Annotated in this window: 14 protein-coding genes, 1 tRNA gene and 1 pseudogene; 5 read left to right on the top strand and 11 right to left on the bottom strand. The window is 38.1% G+C overall.

Annotated features, from left to right (window positions below; translation table 11 throughout):
* Positions 1–70 precede the first annotated feature (70 nt).
* Positions 71–634 carry a thermonuclease family protein gene (locus NG743_RS15740; RefSeq protein WP_228044053.1) on the bottom strand — a complete coding sequence of 188 codons (564 nt, stop codon included), beginning with the start codon at positions 632–634 and terminating at the stop codon, positions 71–73.
* A gap of 31 nt (positions 635–665) precedes the next feature.
* Positions 666–1,034, bottom strand: a complete 369-nt coding sequence (locus NG743_RS15735; protein ID WP_027403653.1) for a 2Fe-2S iron-sulfur cluster-binding protein — start codon at positions 1,032–1,034, stop codon at positions 666–668.
* Positions 1,035–1,422: 388 nt separating this feature from the next.
* On the opposite strand from NG743_RS15735, the gene NG743_RS15730 reads away from it, so the two are divergent.
* Positions 1,423–1,509: transfer RNA gene (locus tag NG743_RS15730), tRNA-Ser, on the top strand.
* Between the two features lie 301 nt (positions 1,510–1,810).
* Positions 1,811–2,521 (top strand): LabA-like NYN domain-containing protein, encoded by a 711-nt coding sequence (locus NG743_RS15725; protein WP_027403652.1) that lies wholly within the window; start codon positions 1,811–1,813, stop codon positions 2,519–2,521.
* 210 nt (positions 2,522–2,731) lie between these two features.
* Here the strand turns inward: NG743_RS15725 and NG743_RS15720 are convergent, their stop codons facing one another.
* The 6 genes and pseudogenes from NG743_RS15720 to NG743_RS15695 all read right to left on the bottom strand — a co-directional run bounded on the left by NG743_RS15720 (position 2,732) and on the right by NG743_RS15695 (position 9,831).
* On the bottom strand, positions 2,732–2,878 hold the full coding sequence (locus tag NG743_RS15720) for a hypothetical protein (RefSeq protein WP_193963533.1): 147 nt from the start codon (positions 2,876–2,878) through the stop codon (positions 2,732–2,734).
* A gap of 1,230 nt (positions 2,879–4,108) precedes the next feature.
* Positions 4,109–4,282, bottom strand: a pseudogene (locus NG743_RS15715) (helix-turn-helix domain-containing protein); the annotation flags it as partial.
* Between the two features lie 371 nt (positions 4,283–4,653).
* The gene (locus NG743_RS15710; RefSeq protein ID WP_257120407.1) at positions 4,654–5,871 is read right to left on the bottom strand and encodes an ABC transporter permease; all 1,218 of its coding nucleotides are present in this window, start codon (positions 5,869–5,871) and stop codon (positions 4,654–4,656) included.
* A gap of 20 nt (positions 5,872–5,891) precedes the next feature.
* Positions 5,892–7,361: an efflux RND transporter periplasmic adaptor subunit gene (locus NG743_RS15705; RefSeq protein ID WP_193962665.1), complete on the bottom strand. Its 1,470-nt coding sequence runs from the start codon at positions 7,359–7,361 to the stop codon at positions 5,892–5,894.
* 273 nt (positions 7,362–7,634) lie between these two features.
* Positions 7,635–8,696, bottom strand: a complete 1,062-nt coding sequence (locus NG743_RS15700; RefSeq protein ID WP_027403648.1) for a tetratricopeptide repeat protein — start codon at positions 8,694–8,696, stop codon at positions 7,635–7,637.
* Between the two features lie 511 nt (positions 8,697–9,207).
* A complete protein-coding gene (locus NG743_RS15695) occupies positions 9,208–9,831 on the bottom strand; it encodes a hypothetical protein (protein WP_027403647.1) in 624 nt (207 codons plus the stop codon).
* A gap of 570 nt (positions 9,832–10,401) precedes the next feature.
* On the opposite strand from NG743_RS15695, the gene NG743_RS15690 reads away from it, so the two are divergent.
* Positions 10,402–10,998 (top strand): hypothetical protein, encoded by a 597-nt coding sequence (locus NG743_RS15690; RefSeq protein WP_027403646.1) that lies wholly within the window; start codon positions 10,402–10,404, stop codon positions 10,996–10,998.
* Positions 10,999–11,172: 174 nt separating this feature from the next.
* On the opposite strand, the gene NG743_RS15685 is transcribed toward NG743_RS15690, so the two are convergent.
* From NG743_RS15685 to NG743_RS15675, 3 genes are read right to left on the bottom strand one after another with little or no spacing between them, the layout of a single operon-like run.
* Complete coding sequence (locus tag NG743_RS15685) at positions 11,173–11,322, bottom strand: DUF3368 domain-containing protein (RefSeq protein WP_228043766.1); 150 nt, start codon at positions 11,320–11,322, stop codon at positions 11,173–11,175.
* A gap of 20 nt (positions 11,323–11,342) precedes the next feature.
* Complete coding sequence (locus NG743_RS15680; RefSeq protein WP_228043765.1) at positions 11,343–11,669, bottom strand: PIN domain-containing protein; 327 nt, start codon at positions 11,667–11,669, stop codon at positions 11,343–11,345.
* Positions 11,666–11,791, bottom strand: a complete 126-nt coding sequence (locus NG743_RS15675) for a UPF0175 family protein (protein WP_257120406.1) — start codon at positions 11,789–11,791, stop codon at positions 11,666–11,668. Before NG743_RS15675 ends, NG743_RS15680 begins: the two co-directional genes overlap by 4 nt.
* 268 nt (positions 11,792–12,059) lie before the next feature.
* Between NG743_RS15675 and NG743_RS15670 the strand changes: the two genes are divergently transcribed.
* Both NG743_RS15670 and NG743_RS15665 read left to right on the top strand, forming a co-directional pair.
* Positions 12,060–12,191 carry a hypothetical protein gene (locus NG743_RS15670; RefSeq protein ID WP_255549955.1) on the top strand — a complete coding sequence of 44 codons (132 nt, stop codon included), beginning with the start codon at positions 12,060–12,062 and terminating at the stop codon, positions 12,189–12,191.
* Positions 12,192–12,712: 521 nt separating this feature from the next.
* Entirely contained in the window at positions 12,713–13,672 is a 960-nt protein-coding gene (locus tag NG743_RS15665; RefSeq protein WP_193965010.1) for an IS110 family RNA-guided transposase, read from the top strand.
* The last annotated feature ends 162 nt before the right edge of the window (positions 13,673–13,834 follow it).

The raw sequence follows: 13,834 nt of genomic DNA, 5'->3' as shown, positions 1-13,834 counted from the left end.
CCTTGATGATTAGCGGGCAATTCGTCCCGCACCACAAGAAATTTTTGGGTATTTTTTTGATTGGAAGTCCCTAAGGAGAGAGACGACGAAATTCTCCAGGAGTCACTCGCATGGGTTTATCTGTATTCCAGATGCCTTTTCCCATGATTCTCGCCCATTGTTGAGCGTGTTCTAGTCGTTGGTTGTATTTGTGATTAGGCGATCGCGCTACAAATAAAGCATATCCTTGTTTGACGACTTCTTCATTTAACAACAGTTTATCTTTCCATACATAAGCCAAGGTTCGGTTAAATTTATCCTTAGCTTCTAAGTCAAATTCCAGATTAACAGCCTGATTTGCACCGCCAATCAAACTTTCAACAAATTGTTTAGCATCCTCACCCCAAGGAATTTGGCGGATATCAGGTGCATCTAAACCAATTAACCGCACCGGGGAAATTAAATTCGGTTGTGACTCCATTCCCAATACTTCCAAACTTTGTCCACTCACAACCCGTGCTACCTTGACACTAGTGGGAGTTATTGAAGAGTTGTTTTGGCTTTGACAACTCACCAAAAGTGAAAAACTAGCCAATATAATTATTTTTGGCACAAAAACGCGAAGATTGACCACTACAGCAGTCATCCTCGCCATCAAATTCATTAACCTAAACACACAAAAAATATTAGTCCTCATCTAAGGGTAAACCTGCTTTAACTTTGCCCTTACCAAAAAACCGCCCAAACTGAAGTTCATAAACCTCATCTTCATCTTGTGTTTCCACTTCCAAATCAGAACGAGCATAACTTACGCATAATAAAGCGTAACCTTGACGGCGTAAATCTGGAGACAGGCCAATGGCTTCCGGTTGGTGAATTTCTCCTGATATAACTCTGACAGCGCAAGTTGTACAAGCCCCATTCCGACAAGAAAAGGGGAGTTCCGTTCCGTTATGTTCAGCCGTGTGTAAAATATAACGGTCTTCAGGAACTTCCAGAGTATGTGATGTCCCAGTTTGGCGATTGTAAACTTTAATTTTGTGGGTTTGAACCATCTTAATTTTCAGATTTGCGGATTTGGAGTTTCACACCTAATTATAAGAAGATTGTTGGAAAACTTCGTATTTTCAGGTCAGGAAGTGGTGATAGACCAGCGTAGCCCTAGTGGTCTGTCAACCCGGAAATGACGGGTGAAGGTAAGTAGGGGATGTAGGGGGATGTAGGGGGGTAGGGGATGTAGGGGGGTAGGGGATGTAGGGGGGTAGGGGATGTAGGGGGGGATGTAGGGGGGATGTAGGGGGTAGGGGATGTAGGGGAGGGAAGAACAGAAGTTTTCATTACCCGTCAAAATAAATTTGACGAACTACTAGCCATAAAAAATCTTTTTTCTGAAAAGGTTGCCTTTTTTTTAATTCTGTTGTAGGATTGCAAAGCGAGACAACTGGAGAGATGGCCGAGTGGTTGAAGGCGCAGACCTGGAAAGTCTGTTATGCAGAAATGTATACGAGGGTTCGAATCCCTCTCTCTCCATTTACCAATAACAATTAAGTTTGATTTAACAATCCTTGCTTTTAGGCGCACAGAGTAGATTTTACCAACAAAACTCAAGGACAATTTCTGGATATAAATAGTGAATTTCGCCTAAAGGTGTGCATATTGTGTAAAGTATATGCAGGTAGACGGACAAATATCATATTCACCTAGAAGAAATTGGCTAAAATCTAGCTTATAGGTATTAATTCAACCAAGGCAGTATCAAGAAATTAGTTAAAATTTAGCTATTATCAATTTACCTACAACAACATCCCCACTTTAATATTTAGAGGTATCAATGCAGTTTGAAAATTTTAGCAAGAAAACAAACGAATATAAAGAACTTAAAGAAAAACCTCATTGGCAAGGTTCCGCAACCAAGGGCAATATTAAGCCTAAAGAACCTAATCCAGCTAATAATACTGGCTTTAATGAGGATGACAATCGTGGTCGGGTAGCAATTTTTATTGATGGATTAAATCTATTTCATGCCGCATTACAACTGGGAATTGAAATTGATTATGTTAAATTGCTTTGTCGTTTAACGAAAACTTCTCGATTACTACGTGCTTTCTTTTACACAGGAATGGACAGTGGCAATGAAAAACAACAGGGATTTCTTTTGTGGATGCGTCGTAACGGCTATCGTGTAGTTACTAAAGATATGAGTGTAGTTGTAGATAATTACAAAAAACCAAATCTGAATGTCGAAATTGCCGTTGATATGATTACTTTAGCACCTTATTATGATACCGCTGTCTTAGTTAGTGGAGATGGAGATTTGGCCTATGCTGTTCATGCAGTTAGTAATGTAGGCGCTAGAGTAGAAGTAATTGGTTTGCAAACAACTACTAGCGACAGTGAAGCGCGGTCTAGAAATCATCTTATTGATGTGGCTGATGAATTTATAGATTTTGATAGTATTAAACAACACATTCAAAAAGATGCTGCTATCGGTTATAGTTATCGGACTTCTGCAAATTACCATCTGCAAATTCCCAATATATAAATCAATGGTTTTGGGAATATTCAATGTTGACACCATCAAAAATTAAGCACTTTTTGCAGTTCTATACTCCGCAAGGGAATAAATTGAGTTTTTGCTTAGAGAACTCCACAAAAAAGATGATCCAATAACTATGCTGATTGAGCAAAAATTTCCACAAATCATTTTTTGAGATTATGAAGGCGGTGAATATGCTGCTGCCATATATTTCAATTATTTTCTTTTTTTCACATCTTTAAAGAAATGATCTAATTTGAGCGATCGCCAAAATTTCCTATTGACAAATTGACAAAAAAGTGATTGTAAACCTGTCAATGTTATTAATTTTAGTGATGGTTTGCTGATAGCGTAGCGTGGCATTAGCCATACTCCTGAATGGACGCAGTCCCTGCGCCCCTACCTCCTGATAGCGTAGGTGTTGATAGCTTGCGTAGCGACGCAGGAGCTATAGACATACCACTCCAGGCACAGAGAACAGAAATGAGGGTTTGAGGAATATTTTGCGTAAGTCCTGATATTAAATCAACATGAATTATACTCCACAAGGGAATAAATTGAGCTTTTGCTTCAAGGTAATATATGGATGTAAAAACGCAAGTTATTATCTTCTCAGGTATACATGATTCTTGCTTCTTGCTTCTTTCTCCTGAATCCCAACATACTACGCCAACTTCAAATTATTTTAAGGGAGTTCATATTTGAGAGTATTAAATGCTGCATTCTATTTGGCACTTTTCTCATATCTATGCTATATCAGTGTGGAACTAGCTAATTAATATCAATAAGTATACAGCATATCACAGATTAATGAGGTACAGGATCTAAATTCAAAGCCAGACAGCAAGCCAGTTTTACTCCTGACTCGGTGACTCCTGAATTATGCTGTAGCTACCATGCTTCAAAATTCAGATTTGAATCAAGTATGATTGCTTGTTAATTTATTTTTAGCATTCACTTAAAATGTATCTGAAATAGCTATTTTTTTAAGAAATTAAATCATTGAAGGAGTAGGTGTAGTGAATCAAATCCAGTCAGCTTTAGTTATTAGCTATGTCTTAATGACTGGCTATTTTCTTATCAATTGGTTAACCTTTTCTCTCCGTAACCCTACATCTTCTCCAGCGGATAAATTTCTATCTTTTGTCATGGTCATTATTACTACTATTTTATGGCCTGTAGTTATCATTATCTCTTGCTTAGAAATATTAAAAAAAGGCAAGTTAGAATTTACTACGGTAGCTCCTGTACTTTTTGCAATATTTGCATTTAGTATTTCCTACTATTTGAGTTCTTTACATGAAAATTGGTTGTGTTATTACGATCTATTTTGCCATATATGAACTACCCCATCTTACTTCGTTGAAGATGGGGTTTCTACATCCCCATCATTCAGAGGGAACAGGGAACGGGCAACAGTGAACAGGAAAAACTCATGTTTAAAAACATGAGATTGAAATAATGACACTGTTTTTTTCGTGCTACGCATCTTTTAAAAACATCCTTTTTTTGACTGAGCTTTAAACTGGTGCAAATGAGTGTTTCTTATTTGCTCCCAGTTAAGAGTTCCCAGTTAAGAGTTCCCTTCTTTTGTAAACAATTCTGCTGCTCGAAGTAAGAAACAGATTTACCAAACTTCTTGTATGAAGTAATGCGGTTGGATACAGCAGCATTGTACAAATCTTTATGAAGTTTGCGGTGGTAGTGCAACATTTCATTGACTTGCTTATTAGGATATAGTCTGAAAGTCGCTCTACGTAACGCCATTGATAATTACCTCTCATTCACTTTCTTAACTTATGCTATACTAGCATTGTAAATTCGCCGACAACTTAATATTTTGTCAAAAACTCAACTGTCCTCAAAATTCTTTTACTTGCAGTAAAAAACATTTTTTGAACGTTTCATTTTTGACTTGCTTACATTACATCCCCACCCTATGAGTACATTGAGGGTGGGGAATTACGCAAAATAGTTAAATTCCTATCAGCAGCAGGTTTAAATTTTGCAATTTTTTCAGCAACCCCTAACTATGCAATCTAACCTAAATTTGTACTTAGAGTAAGCCACAAAATAAATTATTCTTTACAGGAATATCCGGTAAGTGTAAAGCTCAGTGGCTTTAGCGGCTGAGAGTGTCAAGCCGTTCTCAGTGCTACCATTGGATCAAGTTGAGCCGCACGACGGGCAGGAACGACACCAAAAAATAAACCAATTCCACCAGAAACACTAGCGGCTAATATGACTGCACTTGGTGAAATTGTAGCCTGTAGGGGGGTAAATATTCCCACTAAAATGATGCTACCACCGCCTAAAGCAATGCCGATTACACCACCGGCTACTGATAATATCACGGCTTCAATCATGAATTGCAAAAGAATGTCCTGTTGAGTTGCACCAATAGCTTTCCGCAGTCCAATTTCTTGGGTACGTTCGGTGACAGAAACTAACATAATATTCATAATCCCAATCCCACCCACAAATAAGGAAATACTAGCAATTGCAGCCAACATGATTGTCAATGCTCCGGTAATTGTATTCGTGATTTCTAAAAGGTTCTTTTGGGTTTGAATGGTAAAATCATCTTCACGAACAATTTTGTGCCGACGACGGAGTAAGTTTGTCATTTGGAATTCTGCGGCGGAGATGCTATTTTCATCTTGAGCAGATACAGAAATTAAAGAAACATTAATACCAAAGGGGGATGTTCTCCCTACTAACCGACTAAACATGGTATTAATAGGAATAAAAACTGCATCATCACTATTATTGCCAAAGGAAGAACCTTTAGCTACTGTTAAGCCAATTACCTGAAAAGTAGTATTTTGAATGCGGATTTTTTGACCAACAGGATTTTGATTATCAAATAGTTTAGTGGCTAAATCTGGAGCTAATACTGCTACTCTTTTATTCCGTTTAAGATCAAAGTCATTAAAAAATCTGCCTTCTTTGATTTCAAAACTACGAACTGTTGTATAATTAGGAGTAGTGCCGATCACTGTACTAGTTGTACTTTTATTTCTATAAGTGATTGTGCTTCTGTTATTAATTTCTGGGGCAACTTCTTTAACTGCACGCACTTGTTTAGCGATCGCCTTAGCATCTTGTAAAACTAAAGTTCTGGGCATTGCTGTCACCCTTCCCCGGCTTCCTGGACTCCCAGGGATAATAAATAAGGTATTTGGCCCCAATGATGAAAATTGCTTAGTTGCCAATGTTTGTGCGCCTTCTCCAATGCCAATCATGGCAATTACCGAAGCATTACCAATAATAATCCCTAACATGGTTAAACTACTTCGCAACTTATTAGCTAATAAGGTAGTAGTCGCCATTTTCACACTTTCTAAAATGTCCATATTTTTATTTAATTATGATTTTACTTTTCTGGTTCTTTATTTCCTTTGCCCTTGGTTTTAGGTAGATCAATAAATATGCGATCGCCCGCTTTTAAGCCTTCTAAAACCTGGATTTGGTTATCAATATTTGCACCAATTGTGACTAACTTAAATTGGGGTTTATTTTTTTCACCCAATAACCACACGCCAGTTTTTCCCTTTTGAGTAACAATTAACTCTTGAGGTATTAACAGCGCATTTTGGATATTCTTACCAATAAATGTTACTTCACTAACATTCATTCCCGAACGCAGTTTATTTGCTGCCTTATCAATAGCCACCCGCACCTGAAAAGATGTGACATTTTGCTCAACTACCGCTTCGGGAGCAATCAACCGGACTCGTCCCTGAAAAACTTCATCAGGATAAGCATCAATGGCAATTTCCACTTTTTGTCCCCGTTTAATTTGGGGAATATCCACTTCAGGAACTTTAGCCAGCACTTCTAAACCTTTAGCTAAAGCAACTATGGAAGTAGATGTTGCCGAAGCATCATCTGAAGCGGAAATTGCCGGACTCACATAAGCCCCCACTATCGCGTATCGTTGAGTTACAATTCCCGAAAAAGGAGCGCGAATAATTGTATCTTCTAATTGAACTTGCTGTTGTTTTAACTGAGCCTCAGCACTAGCTACTGCTGCTTTTAGTTTAGTAATTTCTTGAGGACGATTACCATTTTTTAATTTTCGTAATCCTTCTTTTTCTTGATTAACTATTGCTGCTTGCTTTTGAATATCTTGGTTGCGGTTGCCCACTTTTAGTAAAGATAATCGGCGTTGTGCTTCTTCTAAATTAGCCTTAGCTTTACTATTTTCACTCACATATTGTTCTAAACTGTCTTGGGAAATAGCCCCATCTTTAGCTAAATCTTGATAACGTTTGACTCTAGATTGGGTCAGTGCTACAGAAGCTTTTGCCGAGTCAACTTGAGCCTGTGCTTGTTGAATTTCTTGTAACCGATTACCATCTCGAATAATCGCCAATTGTGCCTGTGCTTGGTCTACACGGGCTTTTCCTTGGGCAATTTCTTCGGGACGACTGCCGGCTTCGCTATCTGCTAATTGTGCTTTTGCTTGGTCTAAATTAGCTTTGTATTGGAGAATTCGCATTTTAATTTCCGAATTATCCATGCGGGCAACTATTTGTCCTTGTTTGACAGTATCTCCCTGTTCAACATTTAACTCTGCTAACAATCCTGGACTTTTAGGACTAATATTCACACTTTGAACTGGTTGAACTTTGCCACTAGCGGTAATGCGGACAGTTACGCTTTTTGCTTCTACAGGAACAGTTAATTTACTAATATCTAGGGGTTTATTTCTTTGCTGAATGGTTTTGATTGTGGCTATTGTTCCTACAATTAAGAAACCACCGGCAATTAAACCCATTAACCACCGCCATGGATATTTAACTTTTTTGCCAATTAAGGGAATTTCAATGTAAAAAGTCATGATCAAAAATGGTTAGGAATAGAAGTTGGCAAGAATCTTTTATAGCTGAAAATTTATGATAATCATTTGATTTATTTAATTCATCATCTGATTGGGTGAATTTTCAGTTTGTATAGTTTTCTATCTCCGTCCTGGCTATATTAACACATTTTTCTAGGACTTACGTATTGACAGGATCAAGCAAATATGCAGTATTGGTTTCGGGCATTTTAACCCACATTCCGCATTAGATCCCCGACTTCTCAAAGAAGTCGGGGATCTGGTATTTTGTTATTAACGGTTTTTTAATTCATTAAGTTTATAGACTAATAAACTTTCTTGTTTACTATCTTCTAATTTCTGGGCTATGGAAATAGCTTGTGTATATAAATCCTTAGCTTTGGTAAAGTTGCCCATTTTCTCATAAATTTCTCCAGAGACAAATAAATATTTTAGATCTTCTGCGGGATTGTTAATAGAATCAGTTAGTTTAACCCGATTGTCTAACAGTTTCAAAGCTAAATCGTAACGACCTAATGCAGTATTGGCTGTGACTAAACCATCAATTGCTCGTAATTGATTGGGACGTTCAAAACTTTTTTCAGCTAACTGCATTGCCAAACTATAACTACCAATAGTCTTTTGATAATCGCCCATAGCTAAATAAGCATCACCAAGATTATTTAGGGTATTAGCTTCACCAATAGTATCACCAATCTGGCGGCGAAAAGTTAAGGCATATTCGCCAATTTTCACGGCTTTATGATAATCACCTATGCGGAAAGCAACCAAGCTTAAATTACTTAAAGATAGTCCTTGTCCTTCTGGGCTAATAATATTACGAGCCACTACTAAAGCATCTTCAAGAGTTTCTTGGGCGGCGATATTTTCGCCTTTTTGGAGAAATAAGGTAGCTAGATTATTTAGGGCAAAAATTTGATTTTGAAAATCTTGATTATCACGGGCGATCGCTAACTGTCGGCGAATGGCATCTTCAGCATTATTGATATCATTTAATTGCAGATAGGTATTAGCTAATAAATCATAAGTTAAACCCTGGGCTTTTAAATCACCTAATGAGTGGTAAATTTCCAAAGCTGCTAAGGATAATTTTAGGGTTTTTTGGGGAAATCCCTGGGATAATTGCTGTCTACCTTGTCTGAGTAATTTATCAGCTACATTTCGTGATGATTTACCAGCGGGATTATTTAAAGGACGATGAATTTGTTGGGTAATATCAATTGCTTTTACACCTGTGGTAGTCAATAAACAGGTGAGTGTTACCATATAAAAAGTCAATTTTGATAAATTGCTGATATTAATCGGATTTCCTGATAGTAAATGCCGCTGTTTCATAAGAATACCCGGTAAGTGGGAAACGAGCGTGGCTTGGCTCCCTGAAAGGGAAACGACACGAGCGGTTTTAACCGCTGTGGATATTAAAATTGAAACCAGATTTTTGATTGGAATCTGGAAACCAACTCCCATTTCTGGGGTAATGTTAGCCTTGACCTGTTATAAGAGCTTGCTTGAGCTTGCAACACTGTTCCTGTTACCTTAGAACTGTTTAATCACAAGCGACAGAGCAGGGAACTGGCTACGCATTCGGTGGGTGTCGTGACTCAAATAACGGCTACCATGAGAGTAAACTCAGGGTGGTATGGTCAGTACGGCTTGCTTGATTACTCTTGCAAGCCCAGTCCCTTTAGGGCTGGGTTACTGACAATATCTAACCGTGAAATTCTGGCTGTAAGTAAATGGTATAAGACAATTTTTATCTGAGCAAGCCGATAACTAACAAAAGTGATTTTTGCTGTGGTTCTGTACCGTAAATGGGCGACTGTGATTATTATAGCTAAAGTTAGGATTAAATCCCAGCTTCACCTAAGTAAATAGCCCGAATATCAGCAGGTAATTTATCTTCTAGCATCTCATAACCTTCTTGGAGAGAAATTGCGACTTCCGAAGGGGAAATTTGTTCTCCTTCAGCTTGCAAATACGCAGCAATTCTGGTTTCACTCCAGTGGAAGGTTTGCGCCATTAAGACGATTAATCGTGATATTGGTGGTAGTTGATCTAATGCCTGTTCTACATAGCACCATAATGGTGGGGATGTATCCTTGAGGGAATAATGAATGGCTTCTGTGGGTGGAAGCTTAATCTCGTTAATATGGAATGCGGTGATGTTAATTAACCAATTTTGTAAGGTTAAGGATTCCGTTTCTGTGGCTGCTTGGTTTAAGTCCAGTCCTCCTAATTCATAATAGATATTTCGCCAGATGAGAGCAAATAAATAATCAGCTTGCACAGGCGATCGCGCCGAATGCCGAATTAAGGTGTAAACTATGGGACTATAACGGCAAAAAATCACCGTAAAATACTTGCCATAATCTGGATATCGCTGAAATAGACTCAGTAGTTCTTGATCACTGTGATGAAATAGCGACTTCACCAATGGGTGATTAGCTTCGGGAAAGTGGGGAATTTGCACAATCTCTGAACTAGATAACTGTTAAAATATACTAGGGAATGGTGATGCGATTATTAATAATATCAGACAGCAATACTTGTTGGTTCAGGAAATGTAGGTTGGGTTGAGCAAAACCCAACCAAATCCTTGATCATGTTGGGTTATGGCTGATGCCTCAGGCGATAGCGAAGCGCTGCTGCAAGCAGTTCGCCGGGATACCCCAGACTTCGTGAACGTTCCGATTGCTCCGCAACGCTAAAGCGAACAACCCAACCTACCATAAGTAATTGGACAAAAATATTTACAGTCATTGCGAGCGAAGGGAAGCAATCACAACCCTTGGAATTGCTTCATTTCACTTCGTTTCATATGGCTAACGCCACTCTGCGCTAATGCAATGACATTGTGTAATTAATTCTGTCTCACTACTTATAATGACTTTTCAGGCTTAACCGAGCAGTATTGTATTGGAAAGTCAGTTAGTTTGCAAAGTCAGACCGCGAGACTATTGATAAACTAGAAACAAAGACTTAATGTTAGTCTTAACTGACAATACTCAAAGCGTCTCCTTTATTGTGATTGTGTTTGTTCATGGTTATAGAAGCTAGTTCCATAATGTTCCTGCTGAGTCCACTCACTTTCGGCTCTTTCTTGCCCTCCCTGCCCTTGGATAGCCTGTTCTCCACCCAGGGGATTATGATTATGCTATTGGCAGCTTACGCTGGTGCTATGTGGATGTTTCTCAGCAGCGCCCCTAAAGTTTATACTGTCATGGTATCGGATTTAGAAGTTGCCCGACAGTTGTATGCAGGGTTGCTAGATTTACCTGTAGCGGAAGTCCCTTTGCACTATTATTACAACTACGAGCAAACCATTGGGGCAACAGGTATTGACCCGCTGTATATGTCCGCTGGTCCCAGTTGGTCTAATAACACCATGAATAATGGTAGTGACGGACTATGGTATCAACTCAAGAAAAATACTCAATTACATATTATCACTGGTGCAAGTTTAGGCAAAAAAGATCAGCATCGTCATGTTTGCTTTGATCATGATTGTCTAGAATTAATTTTAATGCGGGTAGAAGTCAGAGGTTTAAAGTTCAAAATTCGCAACCAAAAGCCTTTGAATTTTTTAGTTAAGGATTATGAAGGGCGTGTCATTGAAATGGCTGAAGTTGCTAATTAGTCATTATGGGTGTGTTGGGTTTTCCTAATGCACCCTGAATAATATGAATTAGGGTTAATTTAACTTATCACAGAAGGAAATTACAGAGAGAAAAAACTCAAGTGAGAATAAAAACAAACAAACATATTGAGTAAAAAAAGGCAGAGGAGAAACATTAAATCACCAAAAATGGCATTATTTTCCTTCCTTTTCCTGTCCTAAAAGTAAAATCTTGTCATATAAAAGCGGAGAAATCCAAAAATTAGAATTTTCAATCAACTTATCCATCAAAGGCTTAACAGCCACAATAAAACCCTTCTTTTTCCCTTCTAATAAAACCCCCAATGACCCCGTAATTCTAATTCCTAACCGTTCTCAGCCCTTCCCCTGCGTTCATCAATTAACAATAAATCAGTCTTTAACTCCAATGCTAAAATAATAGCCTCTGACTCCCCATTATCTAACTTAGCTTGTTGTTTTAATTCATATACTTTATTTTTATCTTTCACAGTCTTAACCTCCAATAAAGGAGATTTTTCTGCTTGTATTTCGCTTAAAAATAGAGGATGACACCTGGATAATTCTTCATAAACTGCTTGAGGAATAATCACCCTTTCATAAAGTGCCTGCAACAGAAAAATATGTTCAGTACTAATTAAATTAGTAATCACAGAAGTATCGCTAATGATCACAATCTTCCCAACTCCTGTAAATTCTGTAAATCAATCTTAAAATCCTCCAAATCATAATGATACAAAGGTATTTTACGTGCTTTCAGTAAATCTCGAAAAGCATTTAACTCCATTTGTGCCATTTTAGCTGCATAATCACAAGTTAATCGCCCCGACTCAAATAAATGTAATGTAATGCAATATCTTGTAAAAATTCCGTAGGGGTTAACTGGGAAGCGTCTAAAAATTCATCTGCAATCACTAATGACATTACCAAAATCTCTTAATTCTATATTTATATTTTAGCGAACAATGTCCACTTTAAAAATCCGACTTCCTAACAAATTAATGCTTCTGTTCCCCCAATACTATTGCCAATTTTCTAAAATATGTCTGAAACCCAATAAAATCTTGACGATATCAATAGGGTTTCAGGGCTTTGGCAATAGTATTGTTCCCCAAGAAACAATTACGGGAGTAGTGGCAAGACTCACTTTTTACTCAGATGAATATGGCTACACAGTGGCACGCCATTTTGCATAAATGTTGAAAGTATGCGGCAATTATCACAGCGTTATATCAAGTAGGTTGGCGTTAAAAATTGTCGTTATGACAAAGGAACAGGGTGGAGACCCACTCAATGCAGAAAAGAAACCAATCAAGAAAAATAGTGGGAAAAAGAGAGGGGGACAACCAGGACACAAGGGATTTACAAAGTTTCTGTATCCAGAATCTGAGTGTGCAGAGGTAATAAATTATAGGGTTTTGTTGGGTTTCGCAAAGCCATTGCTCCGCGAACGTTCACGTTCCACAACCCAACCTTGTATCTTAGAGGTATGTTAGAAGAAGTGGTAGACCGTCCCAACCTGGGTCAGAAAAGACCGCTTTGTAGCAAGGATCACCACAACAATCTCCATGACAGAACTCGAACAGTCGCCTGGGGTAAAAACTATGAACAAAGACATAGATAATATAGCCCGTATCGTGCAAGGATGAGTGAAATCAAGGGGATGAATAAAAACAAAACAAATTAAAAAGAAGTAATTGAAATTGGAGAGTTAAAAATGGATTATATCTCCCAATGGGTAGGCATTGACGTAAGTAAAGCAACACTTGATGTTTATATCCGTCCAATGGGTAAAGCATTTCAATTTGCTAATACTGAAACAGAAATAGCTAATCTAGTTAAGCAACTTCAATCTAACGATTTAAACCTAATCGTACTGGAAGCAACAGGAGGACTAGAAACAGAATTAATCATTCAATTGCAAGCGGCTCTTTTACCAGTAGCATTAATCAATCCTCGTCAGGGAAGAGACTTTGCTAAAGCTACAGGTAAGTTAGCCAAAACCGATGCCATTGATGCACAGATTTTGGCGCATTTCGGTGAAGCAATGAAACCGGAGGTGTTAGCAATCGAAAGTGAAATGTCACGTCAATTAGGCGAATTAATTAGTCGCCGAAGACAATTAGTAGAAATGTCTACAGCGGAAAAGAATCGCCGTGACCGCGCTCGTGGTAAAGCTTTGACAGATATTGAATCCCATATTGATTATCTTGAGCAACATCTTCAACAACTCAATCAAGAAATTGAGACGTTGACCCAAAATAATCAACAATGGATTGATAAAGTCAATCTACTCAAAACTACTCCTGGCGTTGGTCAAGTAATTTCTACCACTTTAGTTTCTGACTTACCAGAATTAGGTCAATTAACTGCCAAACAAATCTCTCGCTTAGTTGGTGTTGCACCAATTAATCATGATAGTGGTCAGCACAAAGGTAAGCGCATGATTAATGGTGGTCGCGCCCATGTTCGTGCCATTCTTTATATGGGTGCTGTTGTTGCCATGCGTCATAATCCTGTTATCAAAACTTTTTATGAGCGCTTGGTTGAACGTGGTAAACCCAAAAAATTGGCCATTACTGCTTGCGTTCATAAAATGTTAGTTATTTTAAATGCGATGATTCGAGATCATCTTCCTTGGTCTATTTCTCAAGACTCACAACCAATTTCTGCATAAAGTTCTACTGTCGTTTTTATACCTCCAATCTAGTTTGGTAATTTATGGCAATCTATAATTTACCTGTTTTGTTCTGTTCTGTTTTTCTCCTCTATTTTCTGACTTTTTTCCTAGACTTTAAATTTTTCCTTAACGATCGCTTGACAATCAAGACAGTCGCTA

This window comes from Dolichospermum heterosporum TAC447, assembly GCF_024584745.1.
GTDB lineage: Bacteria > Cyanobacteriota > Cyanobacteriia > Cyanobacteriales > Nostocaceae > Dolichospermum > Dolichospermum heterosporum.
The sequence above is the reverse complement of the archived record's forward strand: the minus strand, read 5'-3'. Positions and strand labels throughout refer to the sequence as shown.

Excerpts from the sequence above, each read along its gene's own strand:
- NG743_RS15740 (WP_228044053.1), bottom strand. The coding sequence starts at position 634 with ATGGCGAGGATGACTGCTGTAGTGGTCAATCTTCGCGTTTTTGTGCCA.
- NG743_RS15735 (WP_027403653.1), bottom strand. The coding sequence starts at position 1,034 with ATGGTTCAAACCCACAAAATTAAAGTTTACAATCGCCAAACTGGGACA.
- NG743_RS15725 (WP_027403652.1), top strand. The coding sequence starts at position 1,811 with ATGCAGTTTGAAAATTTTAGCAAGAAAACAAACGAATATAAAGAACTT.
- NG743_RS15720 (WP_193963533.1), bottom strand. The coding sequence starts at position 2,878 with ATGCCACGCTACGCTATCAGCAAACCATCACTAAAATTAATAACATTG.
- NG743_RS15710 (WP_257120407.1), bottom strand. The coding sequence starts at position 5,871 with ATGGACATTTTAGAAAGTGTGAAAATGGCGACTACTACCTTATTAGCT.
- NG743_RS15705 (WP_193962665.1), bottom strand. The coding sequence starts at position 7,361 with ATGACTTTTTACATTGAAATTCCCTTAATTGGCAAAAAAGTTAAATAT.
- NG743_RS15700 (WP_027403648.1), bottom strand. The coding sequence starts at position 8,696 with ATGAAACAGCGGCATTTACTATCAGGAAATCCGATTAATATCAGCAAT.
- NG743_RS15690 (WP_027403646.1), top strand. The coding sequence starts at position 10,402 with ATGGTTATAGAAGCTAGTTCCATAATGTTCCTGCTGAGTCCACTCACT.
- NG743_RS15675 (WP_257120406.1), bottom strand. The coding sequence starts at position 11,791 with ATGGCACAAATGGAGTTAAATGCTTTTCGAGATTTACTGAAAGCACGT.
- NG743_RS15665 (WP_193965010.1), top strand. The coding sequence starts at position 12,713 with ATGGATTATATCTCCCAATGGGTAGGCATTGACGTAAGTAAAGCAACA.